The sequence below is a fragment of the Streptomyces sp. NPDC043427 genome, assembly GCF_056436655.1.
This window is the reverse complement of the sequence record NZ_JBWKCC010000017.1, coordinates 61,829-78,152: the sequence shown is the minus strand read 5'-3', so window position 1 is coordinate 78,152 and position 16,324 is coordinate 61,829. Positions and strand designations below refer to the sequence as shown.

General features: G+C 71.5%; 17 protein-coding genes. 10 read left to right on the top strand and 7 right to left on the bottom strand.

Features of this window, described 5'->3' with window-relative positions; all coding sequences use genetic code 11:
* The first annotated feature begins 187 nt into the window (after positions 1 to 187).
* A complete protein-coding gene (locus AC067M_RS25595; protein WP_478699359.1) occupies positions 188 to 1,882 on the top strand; it encodes a lysyl oxidase family protein in 1,695 nt (564 codons plus the stop codon).
* Between the two features lie 254 nt (positions 1,883 to 2,136).
* On the opposite strand, the gene AC067M_RS25590 is transcribed toward AC067M_RS25595, so the two are convergent.
* A complete protein-coding gene (locus tag AC067M_RS25590) occupies positions 2,137 to 3,012 on the bottom strand; it encodes a hypothetical protein (RefSeq protein ID WP_478699358.1) in 876 nt (291 codons plus the stop codon).
* A gap of 206 nt (positions 3,013 to 3,218) precedes the next feature.
* On the opposite strand from AC067M_RS25590, the gene AC067M_RS25585 reads away from it, so the two are divergent.
* The 5 genes from AC067M_RS25585 to AC067M_RS25565 are packed head-to-tail and all read left to right on the top strand — an operon-like array spanning position 3,219 to position 9,760.
* Entirely contained in the window at positions 3,219 to 3,572 is a 354-nt protein-coding gene (locus tag AC067M_RS25585) for an effector-associated constant component EACC1 (RefSeq protein ID WP_478699357.1), read from the top strand.
* Positions 3,569 to 5,371: a caspase, EACC1-associated type gene (locus tag AC067M_RS25580; RefSeq protein WP_478699356.1), complete on the top strand. Its 1,803-nt coding sequence runs from the start codon at positions 3,569 to 3,571 to the stop codon at positions 5,369 to 5,371. Before AC067M_RS25585 ends, AC067M_RS25580 begins: the two co-directional genes overlap by 4 nt.
* Positions 5,368 to 7,287, top strand: coding sequence for a hypothetical protein (locus AC067M_RS25575; protein ID WP_478699355.1), 1,920 nt, complete (start codon positions 5,368 to 5,370; stop codon positions 7,285 to 7,287). Before AC067M_RS25580 ends, AC067M_RS25575 begins: the two co-directional genes overlap by 4 nt.
* Positions 7,284 to 8,909: a hypothetical protein gene (locus AC067M_RS25570; protein WP_478699354.1), complete on the top strand. Its 1,626-nt coding sequence runs from the start codon at positions 7,284 to 7,286 to the stop codon at positions 8,907 to 8,909. Before AC067M_RS25575 ends, AC067M_RS25570 begins: the two co-directional genes overlap by 4 nt.
* A 47-nt stretch (positions 8,910 to 8,956) precedes the next feature.
* Complete coding sequence (locus tag AC067M_RS25565) at positions 8,957 to 9,760, top strand: M23 family metallopeptidase (RefSeq protein ID WP_478699353.1); 804 nt, start codon at positions 8,957 to 8,959, stop codon at positions 9,758 to 9,760.
* Here AC067M_RS25565 and AC067M_RS25560 read toward each other — a convergent pair.
* Positions 9,682 to 9,888: a DUF397 domain-containing protein gene (locus AC067M_RS25560; RefSeq protein ID WP_478699352.1), complete on the bottom strand. Its 207-nt coding sequence runs from the start codon at positions 9,886 to 9,888 to the stop codon at positions 9,682 to 9,684. The two genes, AC067M_RS25565 and AC067M_RS25560, sit on opposite strands and share 79 nt — an antisense overlap.
* A complete protein-coding gene (locus AC067M_RS25555) occupies positions 9,885 to 10,712 on the bottom strand; it encodes a helix-turn-helix domain-containing protein (protein WP_478699351.1) in 828 nt (275 codons plus the stop codon). The genes AC067M_RS25560 and AC067M_RS25555 overlap by 4 nt, the downstream gene beginning before the upstream one ends.
* 85 nt (positions 10,713 to 10,797) lie before the next feature.
* Between AC067M_RS25555 and AC067M_RS25550 the strand changes: the two genes are divergently transcribed.
* From AC067M_RS25550 to AC067M_RS25535, 4 genes are all read left to right on the top strand, one after another.
* Positions 10,798 to 11,226, top strand: coding sequence for an ATP-binding protein (locus AC067M_RS25550; protein WP_478699350.1), 429 nt, complete (start codon positions 10,798 to 10,800; stop codon positions 11,224 to 11,226).
* Positions 11,227 to 11,317: 91 nt separating this feature from the next.
* A complete protein-coding gene (locus AC067M_RS25545; RefSeq protein ID WP_478699349.1) occupies positions 11,318 to 12,133 on the top strand; it encodes a hypothetical protein in 816 nt (271 codons plus the stop codon).
* Positions 12,134 to 12,180: 47 nt separating this feature from the next.
* Positions 12,181 to 12,369 carry a hypothetical protein gene (locus AC067M_RS25540; RefSeq protein WP_478699348.1) on the top strand — a complete coding sequence of 63 codons (189 nt, stop codon included), beginning with the start codon at positions 12,181 to 12,183 and terminating at the stop codon, positions 12,367 to 12,369.
* A gap of 97 nt (positions 12,370 to 12,466) precedes the next feature.
* Positions 12,467 to 12,961: a hypothetical protein gene (locus AC067M_RS25535; protein WP_478699347.1), complete on the top strand. Its 495-nt coding sequence runs from the start codon at positions 12,467 to 12,469 to the stop codon at positions 12,959 to 12,961.
* A 33-nt stretch (positions 12,962 to 12,994) separates the two neighbouring features.
* On the opposite strand, the gene AC067M_RS25530 is transcribed toward AC067M_RS25535, so the two are convergent.
* From AC067M_RS25530 to AC067M_RS25515, 4 genes are all read right to left on the bottom strand, one after another.
* Entirely contained in the window at positions 12,995 to 13,681 is a 687-nt protein-coding gene (locus AC067M_RS25530; RefSeq protein WP_478699346.1) for a DUF6445 family protein, read from the bottom strand.
* A 110-nt stretch (positions 13,682 to 13,791) separates the two neighbouring features.
* Positions 13,792 to 14,541: a carboxypeptidase regulatory-like domain-containing protein gene (locus AC067M_RS25525; RefSeq protein WP_478699345.1), complete on the bottom strand. Its 750-nt coding sequence runs from the start codon at positions 14,539 to 14,541 to the stop codon at positions 13,792 to 13,794.
* A 114-nt stretch (positions 14,542 to 14,655) separates the two neighbouring features.
* On the bottom strand, positions 14,656 to 15,468 hold the full coding sequence (locus AC067M_RS25520) for an MOSC domain-containing protein (RefSeq protein ID WP_478699344.1): 813 nt from the start codon (positions 15,466 to 15,468) through the stop codon (positions 14,656 to 14,658).
* Between the two features lie 34 nt (positions 15,469 to 15,502).
* Positions 15,503 to 16,171 (bottom strand): O-methyltransferase, encoded by a 669-nt coding sequence (locus AC067M_RS25515; RefSeq protein ID WP_478699343.1) that lies wholly within the window; start codon positions 16,169 to 16,171, stop codon positions 15,503 to 15,505.
* Positions 16,172 to 16,324: the final 153 nt, after the last annotated feature.

The following is a 16,324-nucleotide window of genomic DNA, read 5'->3' as shown; positions in this document are numbered from 1 at the left end:
GTACAGGACCATGTGGCCGGATCCGGCCATTTATTTCCCGCCAGGCAACCGACACGGTCCCCGCATCTGTCTCACATGATGCTCACAGGTCGGCCATGGACGCGTGGGGTGCGTCCGGGGAATTGGCGCCGGTCTGAGGGCTGTCCGGTCCGATGCCACGACCATGGCACTCGCAGACGAGGAACCGATGACCAGTCAGGAACACCGCAGCCGCCTGAAGCGCTCCGCGCTCGCCACGGGCGCCGCGCTCACCGTCGTCGTCGCCGCGGCGGCGGCGGCGCCCAACGCGGGGGCCCAGCAGTCCACCACGCCCGGTACGCCCAAGCTGAAGCTGATCGCCGCGTCGAAGTCCGTGACGCTCGACCGCTACGAGGGCAACGAGGGCGTCTACCTCGACCTCGGCACCTACCTCCAGGTCGACAACGCACCGTTCGAGTTCAAGGTGACCCGGAAGTCCTACAAGGACCCCGTGGTCGCCCAGCAGATCCTCCGCGACGGCACGAGAACCCAGGTGAAGACCCTCCCCACCGGGACGGTGAAGGACTTCTCCGGGCTGCCCGGCTTCCTGGAGGTGTCCATCAAGAACACGGCGGGCAAGGAGGTGGCGAAGAGCAAGGGCACCTACTGCCCGAACAACGCCGCCGGCCGGATCCGCCCGGACGCCCCGGCGACCTCGAAGTACCCGGAGAGCTGCCCCACCAACCCGTGGACGCTGGGCTCGGTGTGGGGCGTCCAGAAGGGCTGGGCGTCCAACACCAGCACGGTCGACTACGACCACCCGGTGAACCTGGCCGCGGGGTCCTACACGGCCAAGGTGACGGTGGCCAAGAAGTACCGCGACATGTTCGGCATCCCGAACGACCAGCCCACCATCAAGCTCACCGTCCGTCAGATCAATGACGACGAGGGCGAGGGCGTGTCCGGCTCCCGGTCGTCCGCGATGTCCCACCACAACCACGGCGGCGGCCACTCCGCGCCCGGCCTGACGAGCGGCCACGCCGGCCACCACTACGGCCCGCGCGGCGCGGACGCCCCCACGCCGGGCGCCCTCTCGCACGCGATGGAGCAGCGCGGTCTCGCCCACCACCTGGGCGACGGACGCGACCACACCGACGGTTCGCGCATCGCACCCGCGCTGAAGGCCAACACCAAGCGGCCCACCGGCCGTGCGGGCGTCCCGGCCAACGTGCCCAAGCCGGACCTGCGTTCGCTGCCCGCCTGGGACATCTCCGTCACCGACGGCGAGGACGGCGACATCGCGGGCAAGGACTACCTCGCCTTCAGCGCCAACGTCTGGAACGCGGGCCCGGCCCCCCTCGTGGTGGACGGCTTCCGCAAGCCGGGCGCTGACCTGATGGACTCGTACCAGTACTTCTACGACGCCAAGGGCAAGCAGGTCGGCTACTCGCCCGCGGGCACCATGGAGTGGGACCCGCGCGTGGGTCACGAGCACTGGCACTTCACGGACTTCGCCAGCTACGAGCTGCTGAGCGCGGACCAGACCAAGAAGGTGCGCAGCGGCAAGGAGGCGTTCTGCCTCGCCAACACCGACGCCGTCGACTACACGGTGAAGAACGCCAACTGGCACCCGTACAACACCGATCTGTCGACCGCCTGCGGTGAGCACAGCGCGATCTCCGTGCGTGAGGTCCTCGACGTCGGCTCCGGCGACACGTACACCCAGTACCGTCCCGGCCAGTCCTTCGACATCACGGGCCTGGCGAACGGCACGTACTACATCAAGGTGACCGCCAACCCGGCGAAGCGCCTGCAGGAGACGAACCTCAAGAACAACGTCTCGCTGCGCAAGGTGACCCTGGGCGGTACGCCCGGCGCCCGCACCGTGAAGGTGGCGCCGGTCGGGCAGGTCAACGCCCCGTAATCCACCACACGGTCGCCCCGGGGCCCGGCCACACCGGCGGGCCCCGGGGCGCCCTGCGTTCCGGAGCAACCGGCGCCGTGGCCGCGGCGCTGACCGCCGTCGGCCTGCGCCGCCGAGGTGGCCTGGCTGGACAACCGCGCCCTGCCCGAGGCCGCTTCGTGAGCGGAAGGGATTGGGGCGGGCGGCGCCCCCTGCACGTTCCGTGAAGCCCCGGGCCGGTGGCCCGGGGCTCGCGATCGCTGCTCAGCCGGCCCTCACAAGCCCCACCGGTACTTCAGATGCCGCCAGAAGTCGCGCAGCATCCACTTGTCGAAGTCGGTGATCTGGGTGGCGCTGCCGGCGTTCATGATGAAGCAGCACTGGCCGGTGGGGGTCCAGTCGTAGAAGTCGTCGAGGCCGAAGGTGTGGCCGACCTCGTGGAGATAGATGTGGATGTTCTCCTGGGCGAGGGCGCCGGTGAAGTATTCCTGGCCGACGCGTTGGCCCCAGTCACCTCCCGCGCCGCCCTGGAAGCCCTTGGTCAGCCACAGTGACTGGTCGTAGTGGCGGGTCACGCCGCCGGGGCAACGGGAGTAGTCGCCGTCCTGGTGGAAGAAGCGGCCGCAGTCGGGGGCGCACTGGGGGGCTCCGCCGCTGTCCAGGTTGTTGGTGTAGATGTCGACCGAGTTGTCGGTCCACTGGAGGGTGGAGCGGTTCTTGACCGCCCAACCGACGATGTTCACCGGCACATTGGTGTACGGCCAGGCGTTGTGGCCCTTGCCGTTCTCCACCATCGCCGTCATCCATTTGGCGAACTGCTTCTTCAGCGCCGTGTGGACACGGTCGCGCAGGGCCGCGCTCACCGGCGCGTCCGACTCCCAGCGGACGCAGTAGTTGACGCTGCCCTTGTTGGCCATGACCTGGTCCCAGCCGTAGTTCCGGAAGCCGTAGAGGTCCGGGTAGGTCGACTGGACGTGGTTCCAGACCTGGTTGAGCGGCTGGGTCAGGTTCGACGGCGGGTTCCAGTCGTCGGCGGCGACGGTGGGGGACGCCGCCGCCTCGGCCCGGGACGCCGCGAGGGTGGCGGACGCCGGGAGGAGAGCGGCGAGGACGGCCAGGACCGTCAGTAAGCGCGCGAAGTGTCTGCGCATGTGAACTCCTGGTGTGGGGGACGGGATTCGCCCCCCTGTCGCCGCCTACGACGAAACGGTTGCCGCGCCTTCGGCTGGAATCGACGTGAATCGGTCGCGGTGCCGTGCGCCTTCCTGCAAAATCGGCTCACCTACATCTCACGTACCGTCATAACGCGCTTACTCTTCGAACATGTGCGCGGCGGCCCACATCAGGGGAAAGCACCATGGAGCTCTCGCTCACCCTCGCCGACGGCGAGAACACCGGCGACCAACTCGCCTCGCTCTACCGCTGGCTCCGCCAGGACCCCGACATCACCGACCACATCGACGTCCGCCACGGGCAGGGCACCGCGCCCCCCGGCACGATGAGCGGCACCCTCGAGGTGATCAACCTCGCCGTCTCCAACACCCTCGCCCTCGCCAACCTGTTCGTCGCCGTCGGCGCCTGGCGCGGCACCCGGCGCGGGGCCCCCGAGGTCCGTGTCGAACGCGACGGACTCGTGCTGACCGTGACCGGCGACGACCCCCAGAAGGTACGGGCCCTGATCGCCGCCCTCGGCACGGCGGACCGGCCGTGACCGACCCGCGCCTCGCGGACCCGTCCCGTTCGTACGCGGTCCTGGTGGGCACCCACCAGTACAAGAGCCTCGACGACCTGCCGGCCGTCGAACAGAACCTCGCCGTACTGCGCGCCCTGCTGTGCGCACCCGACCTGTGGGGGCTGCCGCCGGAGCACTGCGTCGCGCTGTTCCAGCCGGACAGCTCGCGGCACGTGGCGGAGACCCTGAGGGAGGCGGCCGAAAAGGCCACCGACACCCTGATCGTGTACTACGCCGGACACGGCCTCGTGGACCCGCACGACGACGAGTTCCAGCTCGCCCTGCCGGACTCCGACGCCGAACACATCCCCGCCTCCACCCTGCCCTACGACTGGGTCCGCCGCGAGATCCTCCAGAGCCGCGCCCGACAGAAGATGGTCGTCCTCGACTGCTGCTACAGCGGACGGGCGATGGACCTCTACATGGGCGGGGAGCGGCAGGCCGGCGACGCCGTGGCCCGCAGCTCCCAGGTCAACGGGGCCTGCGTGCTGACCGCGGTCGCCGAGACCAAGCTCGCGCTAGCCCCGCTCGGCGAGGACTTCACGGCGTTCACCGGCGAACTGATCCGCGCCCTGCGCGAGGGCATACCCGATGGCCCCGAACTGCTCAGCCTGGACGACCTGTACCGCCACACACACGCCCAACTGGGTTCGAAGAGCCGCCCTCTTCCCCAGATCCGCAGTCGCAACCAGGGCGGACAGACGCCGCTCGTCCGCAACCGCGCCCACCCCTCTGCCCGTCGGAGCCCGCACGGCTCACTCCCCCGCGCCCGCCAGGCAATCCAGGCTCCGGGAGAGCCGCAGACCAGCGAGGAGCCGTCCGCCTACGACGACATCCTCGACGACCTCTTCGTCGACGACCCCGCCCGCACCCCCGTCCGCATCGGCCTCTGGGGCGCCCCCGCCAGCGGCAAGACCACGCTGCTCGCCGCGCTCGCCCATGTCGTCGGCGACACCCAGCAGGGGTACGGCAGCTGGCGGATCAGCGGCACGGACCGAGTCGCCGAGGAGTTCCTCGTGCAGCACAAGGGCGTGCTGATGAACAACCGGTTCCCGCCCGCGACCGAGGCCGCCGGAGAGCCGCTGCGGTTCAGGTTCAGCGGAGAGCCCGACGAAGCAGACGGCGCGGACGGCGCGGACCCCGACTTCGTGGTGGAGGTCCAGGACCTGCCCGGCGAGTACTTCCACGACCAACGCGTGATCGACGACGTCTCCCTCACCCAGCGGCTCGCCGCCTCCGACGGTCTGGTCTACCTCTTCGACCCGACCAACGAGAGTGCCAATGCCAGCGCCGACTACCTCTTCGGCATCATCCAGCGCCTCACCACCCACCTGGAGGAGAGCGGACACCCATCCGGCCGCTACCTCCCCCACTCCCTCGCGGTGTGCGTCACCAAGTTCGACGACCCGGCCGTGTTCAGGGCGGCCCGTATCGCGCGCTGGGGCACCCAGGGCGACGACCGCTACCGCTTCCCCCGGGTGAAGGACCAGCACGCCCGGCAGTTCTTCGCCTGGGCGGCGGAGCGGTTCGCCGGGGCGTCCGGCGGCCGGCTGCGCCATCTGGTCGAGAACCACTTCGACCCCGAGCGGACGGTGTACTTCGTCACCTCCGCCATCGGCTTCCACGTGGGCGCCGACGGCGTCTTCGACGCCTCGGACTTCGCCAACTCCAGCACCAACGGAATGCGCATCCGTGGCGGCGTCCGCCCCATGAACGTGCTGGAACCGTTCATCGCGCTGGAGCGCCTGATCCGCCTCGATGCCGGAGTGAGCCGGTGACGGTCTACGCCGAGTGGGCCGTCCACGGCAAGAACGCCGGGGACGGCCACGACTACCGGATACTCGGCTCCAGCCGGGACCGCGCCGAAGACGCCCACTTCGAGGGTCTGATCCGCCGCGCCTCCCCGGGCACCCCCCAGAGCGGCGACGGCGACGAGCCCGGCGCGCTGCCCTGGGTGACCTTCGACGTCGCGGGCGGCGCCGGGGAGCCGTACTGGTCGGGCATCGCGCTGAAGGAATGGTCGACGGAACTCGACAGGTCCGCCCGGCCCATCACCACCACCCGCTACTTCACCTTCCCGTTCGACGACACCGCCGGACCCGCCGTCACCTACCGGGCCCTCTACGACCAGGTGGCGTCCATCGCCCTCCCGCGACCCGCGGCCGCCGCCGTCCCGCTCGACCTGCCCCCGTTCGACCCGGACGCGCTGGCAGGACGGATGAAGACCGACGGACGCGGCTTCGACTGGTACGCCACCGTGGCCGCCCTGCTCCTCGACGGCTCCGTCGCGCTCACCGAGGCGGGCGCGCTGCCGCTGGCCGAGCGGATCGACTGCCTGGACACGGTCGTCGCGCTGCTGCCGTACGGCATGCGGGCGACCCTGCGGGCCAGCACCTGGGCGGACAACCTCGCCGACCACGGGGTGCGCCTGTTCTTCGGCGAGTGGGTCGGCAAGCCGCACCAGCACCAGGTCCGCTGGGACGCGCCCACCGAACCGGCCGCGGGCACCGTCGGACACGTCTACCGCTCCGCCCTGCTCGACGACTACGAACGCCACGGCGGGCCGGCGCCGCTCGTCGAGCGGCTGGTCCGCGCCCGCACCCCGCGCGAACTCGACGGCGGCGCACTGCTGCACGCCCTGGACTGCCTGTCGTCCGGCGCGAAGTACCGGCAGGAGGCGCTCGCCGCACTGCTCCCCCGGACCGAGCGGCTGGACGACGAGACACTGAAGCGCCGATGGAGCGACACCCAGGACCACATCATCACCACAGCGGGCCAGGAACTGGCCGCCGGACGACCGGGACTGGCCCGCACCTACCTGCCGGTCGCCACCCGGCGGCAGCAGACCGGTACCTTCGTCAACCACGTCCTGGCGCTCTGTCCCCCGGCCCAGGAGACCGCCGCGCAGGCGGCACTCCTGCGTGGTGCGCCGCCGCTCCCGCCCGGTGCCTCGCCCGAGCTGCGCACCACCGTCCTGTCCCGCCCCGAGGTCGCCTACGAGCTGCTGCGCCACCAGGTCGGCGACGCGCGGGCCCCGCTGGAGGATTGGCTGGCCTGGCTCTGCCCGCCCGGACCGGCCGGGTACGACGCCCCGGGCTGGCTCAGGGCGTTCGGCGCACTGCTGCCCGGCCGTTCCACCGCCGTACGGCCGGAATGGGTCGAAGACCTGGTCCGGCGGTTCGGCTCCGACGCCCTGGAGCCGCTGCTGCGCACCGCGCTGCGGACCGGGAGCGCCGACGCGGTCCTCCTCGGCTGCTGGGGGAAGATCGTCGCGGTCGGGGTCGACGGCCCGCCGTCCGTACAGGGCCGGGTCGGGAAGGCACTGAGCCTGCTGAAGCCCGACCACCCCTTCAACCGGGGCGCCATGGACGTGGTGTCCCCGCTGTTCGGCCGTACGCCGCCCTGGGCGACGCGGACGCCGAGGAAGCACGCCGAGCCCTATCTGTACGGATTCACGGAGATCTGGCTGCTCCCACGCATGGCGGGGCAGCGTGAGGAGACGGCCCTCGCGCTGGTCACGACCCTCCCGCGCGACCACTGGCTGCTCAGCCACCTGAGGAAGATCAACCACCCGGGCGTACGGCAGGCCGTCGCCGAGCAGCGCCGAGGCCCGCGCCGGACCACCCGCTGGCCGCGGCTGCGCCGGACGCGCTCCAAGGACCCCGGCCCGTCGGGCGAGGAGAACGGCACATGAAGCACCCCGTCCGCACCGCCGCCGTACTCCTGGGGCTGCTGACCCTGCTGGCCCTGACCACCCCGGCCCGGGCGGCCACGGCGGCCACGGTGGCCGCCGGACAGCCGACACCGAAGAAGACCTCAGGGCCGACGCTGGGCGTGCTCACCCCCGACCAGTTCTACGGCGAACTGGGCATCACCGGCGTCCGCGCGCGCTATGTCGTGCTGGTCGACACCGCGTACCTGAGAGCGATGCCGCTGCGGGAGACCCGCACCCAGCTCACCACCCTCCTGGACGCCGTGTCCGGCAAGGACGAGATCACCCTGATCCTCTTCGACCGGGAGGTCCGCCGGACGATCCCCCGGCTGACCCGGGAGGATGTCGACAATCTGAGCGCACCGGGGCCCCCGTCGACGGACTACACGATCGACCTCCCCCGGGCGCTGGACGCGGCGCTGACCACGCTGAAGAGCGACCTGCCCCAGAGGTCGGCCATCGCCGTCCTGGCCGCGGGGGAACAGACCACGCCCCGCCCCGACTCGGTCGACGCGCTGGGCTCACGGGCGGAGGCCCTCAGGCTCCGCACCCGGCTGACCGTCCACCTGTTCCCGCTCTCCGGCTACGACGGCAACCGGACCGGGCACCTCGAGGTCCTGGCGCGGGCCTTCCCCTCCTCACTCATCACCAATTCGTGGAGACCCTGGGAACGGCCGGACCTGGCCCAGGTACGGGAGGACGTCCTGCGGCGCGCGGCCATCGCCGCGCTGGCCGTGGAGCGCTCGGGGCGGATCGTCGTCGAGTGGCCCAAGAAGCCGGTGCGACTGTCACCGCAGGACGGCAAGGCGACCGTCACCCTCACCCTGCGGTCCACCATGACGAAGACGCCCCTGTGGATCTCGGGCCTGAGGTTCACCGTCGACGACGACTCCGTACCGATCACCGCGAAGGTACCGTCCGACAAGTACATCTCCGGCGACGAGCTGAAACCCGGCGCCGCTGCCCAGGTGACGGTCGAGCTGACCTGGAAGTCGGACCAGTACGCGACGGAGCGCAGGACCGTACGGCTCACCGGGCGCCTCTCGGTCCACGCCGACGTGAGCACGCGCTGGCAGCCGAATCTGACGGCCCTCGGAATCCGGACGATCCCCCCTCCGCTGGACGCGCGGTCCATCACCGTGTCCGGCACCGGCCAGGTGGGGATCCCGGCGTGGGTGGTCCCGGCGGTCGGGGCCGGTGTCGTCGGGCTCGTCCTGGTCTGGGTCGTCCGGGCCGTGCGCAGGCGGGCGCGTCGCCGCCCGAGGATGCACGGCTGGCTGGTCGCCCGCATCCTCGACGAAGGTGACCAGGGCACCGTGACCAGCGAGTTGGGCCCCGTACCGCTCGCCGGACAGCGCTCGCTCTGTACCGATCGACTGCTGCCCCCGGGCGAGGGCCTCATCCACGTCAGCCCGGAGTGCGACGACCGGGGGGCGGTGGCTGCCTTCCTCATCGTGTACGAGTCGTGCGACCCGCAGATGCCCGACGACGACGGCGTGTGCCGGATCGACGACGGGGTGGTCATCAAGGGCGTGGAGTTCGTACACATGGTCCGGCAGCCGTCCCGTCCCGTAGCCCGACCGGAGGAACACCACGGCGTGTAAGCCCCCACCACCTCACCCGTCGACCCTACTTGTCCGACGATCCGAAGATGCGAGGAGACCACCGCACCCGCTTCGCACGACACACCGCCGCACTGGTGGCCGCCCTGCTGGTCGCGCTGACGGCGGCCCCGGCCCGCGCCGTCAGCGACGTCGACCCGCCCCGCGACGAGGCCGCCCGTGCGGTCCGCGCCCACGAAGCGGCCCGCGCCCGCGTCGACCGGCTACGGCGGGACGCGGAGGCCCGTCCCGAGAAGGTGCGGGACGCCGAGCGGCACCGCAAGGCCATCCGCAGCGACCTGTGGGACATACTGCGCCGGGCGGGCCGCCACCGCGGCGACCCCGTCGCCGTCGACCCGTCCGGACGCGCCGGGCACTGTCGGGTCGGGCTACGCAAGGCCCTGCACGCCCCGGGCCGCGACAACGGCCAGGACGACTGGACGGCACCCACCCGCGGCTACCGGCTCTCCGCCGCATACGCAGCCCGCGGCCCGCACTGGGCCCACCGCCATACCGGCCAGGACTTCGCCGTCCCCAGGGGCACACCCGTGTACGCGGTCGGCCCCGGCACCGTACGCGCCACGACCTGCGGTGACGGCTTCGGCAACCAGGTCGTCGTCCGCCACCGCGACGGCTACTTCACCCAGTACGCCCACCTCGCCCGCATCCTCGTGGGCAGGGAGCAGCACGTCTCGGCCGGCCAGCGCATCGGCCTGGCCGGCACGACGGGCAGCGCCACCGGACCGCACCTCCACTTCGAGGTGCGGATCACTCCCTACTTCGGATCGGCGGTGCCCCCGCTGCCGTGGCTGCGGAGGAAGGCGGTCCAGGTGGAGGGGGCGACGGTGAGGTAGCCGAGGGCGGGGTTCTTGGAGTCGCGGACGTGCACCGACTCCGTGGTGGGCACGGCGACTTCCAGGCAGGCGCCGCCCTCATCACTGCTGTAGCTGGACTTGAACCACTCGAGTGCGGTGCCGCTCATGTCTCTCCCAGAAGACGGTCCAACAAGTCCCTCGTGTCTTCGGCGTTGAGGGCCTGCGTTCGCAGCATCGCATACTTCTGGGTGAGGCTTCCCACCTCGTCTCGGTCAGCGATGAGTTGACTGCCGCGCGGGGTCTCGGCGTAGGCGAGCCGCTGGTACTCGGGGGTTTCCAGCAGGACGAAGGGCCCGGCGAGACCCGCGTGCGAGGTGCGCCCGAGCGGCAGGACCTGCAACGCGATCCCGGGCATGTCGGCGTACTCCCGCAGGTGGCGCACCTGCTCGAAGTACACCTCGTCGCCGCCGAGGCGGTCCCGAAGAGCCGCTTCCCAGATCACGAAGCTCGCGGTCGGCGGCAGCCTGCGATGCAGGATCTCGCGCCGCTCGATACGGGCCGCCACCAGCTGCTCGATCTCGTCCTCGTCGTACACCGGCACGCGGCTGCGGAAGACCGCCCGCGCGTACGCCTCGGTCTGGAGCAGTCCGGGAACCACCAGGCTCTCGTACCACGAGACGGCGATCGCCTCCCGCTCCTGATCCAGATACTCCTCCGCCCACAGCGGCACCAAGTCCACCTCGGGCATGTACTTCAACGCCTCGCTCAACGCCCCCCTTGTCTCCAGGAGTTCATCCAACTGCTCCGCGAGGTCCCGCTTCAGTGGCCGTCTGCCTTGTTCGATCGAGGCGATCTGCTGCTCACCCACCACGAACCGCTCCCCGAGCGACCGTTGGGTGTATCCGGCGGCCTCTCGGAAGACGGGGAGCAGCGCGCCCACCATCTTCATCGCCGAGGCGTTCCTGCGTGACCGTCGAGTCGTGGTGCTCATGCGGTGCAACTCCCCACCCGCGCGCGTACGTTCACCATCGCGCACTCGTACAGACCAGGTGTACGTGTGCACGTACTGTCTCACCATGACCACGGATCGTCACTCTCGTCCCGTGAACCTCGAAACTCCACCCCCGTCCCCACGCGAACGCTTCTATCGGCGGGAGCGTCAGTCCGTACCGGCCGCCCGCAGGTTCGCCCGGGACGCGCTCGCCGACTGGGAGGTCGGGCCGCGCGCCGACGACGTGCTGGTGTGCGTGAGCGAACTCGCGACGAACGCGCTGGTGCACGGCGTACCGCCCGGCCGGGGTTTCCTGCTGCGGCTGCTGCCGTACGACGGCGGGGTGCGTGTGGAGGTGCACGACAGTGGGGACGGCGTGCCGGCCGTACCGCATGTGGAGGGCGGGGAACCGGCCGAGGGCGGGCGGGGGCTGCTGCTGGTGGCGGCGCTGGCGGACAAGTGGAGGGTCGGGTCCAGGGCGCCCGGGAAGATCGTGTGGTGCGAGTTCGGGTGACTTCGCGGGGCCGCAGGGCGTGGCGGCCGACGACTGGTCGGGCTGCGGCCGAGCATGAGTGCACAGCCGTCGGCACCCGGAGGGCGTTCTCATGCGCAGGTCATTCCTCGTCCGCCCGCTACGGGCGCTGCTGCTCACCGTCGCGCTCGCCGGAACGGTCTCGGCAGCCGGGGGCCGGGCTCCCGAGGCCGACCTGGTCACGGCGGTGTCGGTCGTGGGGGCGACGGACGACGACCCGATCTTCCCGGGCGGCACCTTCGCCTACGCGCTCACGGTGAGCAACCACGGTCCGTCGGACGCCACCGACGTGACCGCGACGGCCGTCCTCCCCGACGGTGTCGACTTCGTCTTCTCGCGGGGCGGGGGCTGCGCGGCGACACGCGACGGTCGGCGCGTCACCTGCGGACCCGTGGACATCCTCGCGTCCGGCGCGCGCGCCTCCTGGGGCGTCACGGTCCTGCTGGACCCGTCGTACGCGGGGACGGGCGCGGACCTGTCGGGCACGGCGACGGCGCACTCCCGTACGCCGGACCCGGTACCCGGCAACAACAAGACCCGGCCGGTCCACCCCGTGGTGACGGCACCTCAGACCTCGTTGTCGGTCAAGCGGGACGGGCCGACGATCACGGTGTCCAACGGGGGCCCCTCGACGGCCGTGGACGCCTCGATCCACCACCCGGCGCCCGCCTCCTGGACCTGCGCGGCGACCCCGGGCAGCTCCTGCGGGGCCGCCTCCGGCGCGGGCACCCTGCACACCACGGGCACGATCGCCCCCGGCGGCGCCCTGACCTACACCCTCACCAGCACGCCGGCGGACACCGCCCTGGCCGGCGCCCCGACGGTGGTCCCGCCGGACGGCGTCACGGACACCGCCTGCGCCCCGTCCTGCACGGCACCGACGGGCTGACGAATAACCAGTGCGGGGAACGCCCGTGTCAGGGGACACTGCCCTGCATGAGCAAGCGGCGCTACGTCGCTCGGGGTGTGCCCGGGGGATACCGGATCTGGGACAACCGCAGGCGCGGGTTCTGGGGCGACTTCTACGAGCTGTGCCCGGACGAACTGCTCGCCGAGCTGAACGGCCCGGCGGACCAGGCACGGATCATCGAGCTGATGCGGCGGTACAAGAAGGCGAAGCGCTGAGCCGTCACCCGGCGGGATACACCGTCCGGGCCGCCCGGCATGCGGGCGTACGCGAGGCGGCCTTCACTGAAGGGGACACCCCGACCTTGGAGGCAACATGCCCGCTCACCGCACGCCCCGCGCGACGTGCACGGCGCTGGCGGCGGTCACGGCGCTCGTGCTGACGGCCGGGCTGACCGGCTGCTCCGACGACAGCAGCCCCGAGTCCGTCGTCAGCGAGGCCGCCTCCGCCGCGTCCTCGCTCGCCTCCAAGGCCGGGGACACGCTGGCGTCGGCGACCGCGGAGGCAGGCCACAAGCTCGACGAGATCGACAACGGCGTCAACGCCAAGGACGACGTACAGCTCGGCAAGCCGGCCGCCGGTTCCGACGGACGTACGACCGTCGAGGTCACCGCGGCCAACACCGACGACAAGACCAGGTCCTTCGCCGTGCAGGTCGACTTCGAGCAGGCCGACGGCGGGCTCCTCGACGTCGTCGTCGTCACCGTCGCCGACGTGGCGGCAGGCGGGACCGGCAAGGCCACCGCCCGCAGCACGCACAAGCTGTCCGGCGAGGTGAAGGCGCACGTGGGCCGGGCACTGCGCTACTGACCGCAGCCTCGCTGACGGCGGCCTCGGACGGGATCAGGCCATCCAGAAGAAGACCGCCGTCATCCGCTTGTCCTGAAGCGTCGTACCGAAGTAACCGGTCGCGCTGTGCACGAGGTTGGCGTGGTAGAGCAGCAGCCGGTTGTACTTGTGCGGTACGCGTACGTCCTCCTCGAAGGCGTCCGGTGCCACGAACCGGGTGCCGAGTGCCTCGACGAGGTTGTGGTGCGGGGCCTGGACGACGTTGCCGCCGAGACGGCCGCCGGGCAGGGACTGGCGGTAGAAACTGGTGCCGCAGTCCTTGGGCACGGCCGGGTTGAGGTAGAGGACGGCGGCGTAACGGCACAGGTGGCGTGAGTCGGTGTGCGGGCGCGGCTCGCTCTCGCCCTCCCCCACGACCTGAACGCAGTTGTGGTTGAGGGTGCCGCCGCCGGGCGCCCGCTGCACCCACAGCTCCTTCGCGCCGGTCGCCTTCTTCACCAGCCGCTCCACCCTGGCGAGTTCACCCGGCTCCAGGCCCGGCATGGTGCGCAGCCCGGGCCAGGTCTCCGAGGTGTACGGGTACCCCCGCACCCAGTCGTCCTTGGCCAGACACCGTTCCCGTACGGCGTCCACGTCGGGCAGGACGTCGTCCAGGACCCAGTAGTCGCGGCCCTTGGTGGGCTTGCGGTAGGGCAGGACCGGGAGCGCGGCGGGGACGCGCGGGGGTGGCTGTGGGGGCATGCGGCGACACTAGGTCGAGGGTTCGTCAGGACTCTCCCGCGAAATCACCAGGAGTCGGCCTGGAACGGGTCAACGTTTTCCCAACAAGCCTTTGTCCTCGGGGCGTTGTCTCACCTTTGCGGCGATCCGACCATGATGGCGACCTGTTCGCTCGCCGCGCTCACCCCGTTCAGGGTGGCTGTCGCCTGGAGCCGGTTGCCGCCGGCGGGCAGGCCGGGGCCCGGCGCGCAGGACCACGCGCCGTCCAGGCCCGCGGTCGTGGAGCACACCTCGTGCTCGTCCTTGTCGCGTACGGCGACCTGCGCGCCCGGGTACGCCGTCCCGGCCGCCTCCGGGCGCGGCCCCAGCGGCACACCCGACGGCGGACTCACCAGCGTCGGCTCGGGCAGCCCGACGGTCACCGTGCACGTCCCCTGGTCCTTCAGGACGCCCTCGGCATCGGTCAGCCGCAGCGCGCAGCCGGCCAGCCGAGAGCCGGGCACGGCGTCGGCGGGCACGGCCACGACGAAGGGGAAGGAGCGCCCCTCCCACGGGTTCTGGGCGGTGGCACCGGTGAAGGTGTACGCCCCCGTGCGGCCGTCGGCGGCGACGGCACCCCGGTAGCCCTGGGCGTCGAGGGGCATGTCCGTGATCGTGGTCCGGCCGGGCGCCGTCAGCGTCAGCGTGGAACCGGTGCTCAGGACGGGCTCGGTGTGACCGGAGACGTCGAGGACGCCCGCACGGCCGGGGACGATGGTGACGGCGCCCCACAGGTCACCTCGTCCGTGCGCGGAGGCGGCGGCCGGAACCGTGACGAGGGCGGCGAGGGCGGCGGCGGAGCACATCAGGACGGTTGCCGTCCTCGGCCGTGAGCGTCTCATGGTGGGGGCTCCCTGTGCGTGTGGAAGGGCGGTGGGCGGTCGGACGCAGGCACCCCCCGAGCCCCATTCTCACGGCCGTTCCCGCAGGTGACGCGCGCTGTACGGCCGTACGGACTACGGAACCCTCCACTCCTGCACGGACACCTCGTCGCCGACCGACAGCTTCCCGGTGCGCCGGATGGCGAAGTAGGCGCCGAAGAGGATCCCTCCGTCGGCCGCCTTGCGGTAGGTCGCGAGGGTGCGCAGCGGTTCCGGGCTCGCCCGGCGGCCGCTGTCCTGGTCGACCATCGTGATGGCGCAGCGGACGGTGGCCTCGGTGTGGGTCAGTTCGGTGTCGGCGACGGTCAGACGGCGGGCGCGGTCCTCGGTGTGCGGGTCGTCCCAGCCGTCGACCACGACGTTCGGGCGGAAGCGGTTCATGGGCAGCGGCGGGGCCGGGTCGTCCCGCTCGGCGAGGCGCCGGTTCAGCAGGTCGAGGCTGGCCCGGGAGACGATGTGCACGCGGTTGCTGTTGGCGGCGACGGGCCCGCCGTCCTGCTCCGGCGGCACCCGCAGCAGCCTGCTCCGCGCACCGATCACGTCCGACACCCACGCGGCGGCCGTGTCGCCCTGGTCGACGGCCCGGTAGTGCCGGCCGGGGAGCTCCACCGGTTCGGTGAAGTCGTCGGCGTCGATGCGGAGATCGCCGTACCCGGGCGCGCGCAGCGTGAGCACCGAGTCTCCGCCCTGGCCGCCCACGCCCCCGAGTTCGGGCGTGATCAGTGCCATCCGCGGGTCGCCCCACAGCCAGCGCAGCTCTCTCTTCTCGTCGACGATCACATAACGGCGGTCGTACGCGAGCCCGGTGGGCGTGAGCGCCGCGTCGGAGACGGTGATTCCGGCGCAGCCCTTCACCGGGTAGTACGTGAGTTCGGTGATCCTCGCCATGTTCTCCCCCTCTGCTCGCTTCTCGGTCGTCGGGTCAGCCGGTGACCACGGCGAGCACAAAGCCGTCGTACCCCTTTTCGCCGACGGTCTGCAGGGCCGTGGCGGTCAACTTCGGGTTCTGGGCGATGAGTTCGGTGAAGCGGCGGACGCCCTGGACGCGTGGGTCCTCGCTGTCCGGGTCGGTGACCGCGCCGTCGCGCACGACGTTGTCGCCGACGATCACGCTGCCGGGGCGGGTGAGGCGCAGGGCCCACTCCAGGTAGTCGGGGTTGGTGGGCTTGTCGGCGTCGATGAAGACGAGGTCGAAGGGGCCGGCGTTCTCCTCCGCGAGCCGGGGGAGCGTGTCCAGGGCCTTGCCGACGCGCAGGTCGACGAGGTGGTCGAGGCCGGCGCGGGCGATGTTGTCGGAGGCGACCCGTGCGTAGCGCTCGTCGGCCTCCAGGGTGACCAGACGGCCGTCGTCGGGAAGCGCGCGGGCGAGCCAGAGGGTGCTGTAGCCGCCGAGGGTGCCGATCTCCAGGACGGAGCGGGCGCCCTGGATGCGGGCGAGGAGGTGGAGCAGCTTGCCCTGGTTGGGAGCCACCTGGTGCGGCGGCAGACCGGCCGCCTCGCTGCCCTCGCCGGCCGCGCGCAGGGCGCCGTCCTCCTCCACGAGCAGGGTGTTGAAGTAGGCGTCGACGGCGTTCCAGGTCTGCTGGGGCACGGCGTTCCCTTCCGTAGCTCAGTGAGTTCCGTATGGGAACTTACTTGTTGGTGGGCGCGGTTGGGAAGCCTTGACCAATGCGAGAGGCTCCGTTGACCGGTCGAGCCGTACTCCCCTGCGACCAGACCCGCCGCGCGACGGCGGGACCCTCGA

What these genes read in the sequence shown, in the direction of transcription:
- AC067M_RS25595 (WP_478699359.1), top strand. Translation starts at nt 188, where the DNA reads ATGACCAGTCAGGAACACCGCAGCCGCCTGAAGCGCTCCGCGCTCGCC.
- AC067M_RS25590 (WP_478699358.1), bottom strand. Translation starts at nt 3,012, where the DNA reads ATGCGCAGACACTTCGCGCGCTTACTGACGGTCCTGGCCGTCCTCGCC.
- AC067M_RS25585 (WP_478699357.1), top strand. Translation starts at nt 3,219, where the DNA reads ATGGAGCTCTCGCTCACCCTCGCCGACGGCGAGAACACCGGCGACCAA.
- AC067M_RS25570 (WP_478699354.1), top strand. Translation starts at nt 7,284, where the DNA reads ATGAAGCACCCCGTCCGCACCGCCGCCGTACTCCTGGGGCTGCTGACC.
- AC067M_RS25565 (WP_478699353.1), top strand. Translation starts at nt 8,957, where the DNA reads ATGCGAGGAGACCACCGCACCCGCTTCGCACGACACACCGCCGCACTG.
- AC067M_RS25560 (WP_478699352.1), bottom strand. Translation starts at nt 9,888, where the DNA reads ATGAGCGGCACCGCACTCGAGTGGTTCAAGTCCAGCTACAGCAGTGAT.
- AC067M_RS25555 (WP_478699351.1), bottom strand. Translation starts at nt 10,712, where the DNA reads ATGAGCACCACGACTCGACGGTCACGCAGGAACGCCTCGGCGATGAAG.
- AC067M_RS25550 (WP_478699350.1), top strand. Translation starts at nt 10,798, where the DNA reads ATGACCACGGATCGTCACTCTCGTCCCGTGAACCTCGAAACTCCACCC.
- AC067M_RS25545 (WP_478699349.1), top strand. Translation starts at nt 11,318, where the DNA reads ATGCGCAGGTCATTCCTCGTCCGCCCGCTACGGGCGCTGCTGCTCACC.
- AC067M_RS25540 (WP_478699348.1), top strand. Translation starts at nt 12,181, where the DNA reads ATGAGCAAGCGGCGCTACGTCGCTCGGGGTGTGCCCGGGGGATACCGG.
- AC067M_RS25535 (WP_478699347.1), top strand. Translation starts at nt 12,467, where the DNA reads ATGCCCGCTCACCGCACGCCCCGCGCGACGTGCACGGCGCTGGCGGCG.
- AC067M_RS25530 (WP_478699346.1), bottom strand. Translation starts at nt 13,681, where the DNA reads ATGCCCCCACAGCCACCCCCGCGCGTCCCCGCCGCGCTCCCGGTCCTG.
- AC067M_RS25525 (WP_478699345.1), bottom strand. Translation starts at nt 14,541, where the DNA reads ATGAGACGCTCACGGCCGAGGACGGCAACCGTCCTGATGTGCTCCGCC.
- AC067M_RS25520 (WP_478699344.1), bottom strand. Translation starts at nt 15,468, where the DNA reads ATGGCGAGGATCACCGAACTCACGTACTACCCGGTGAAGGGCTGCGCC.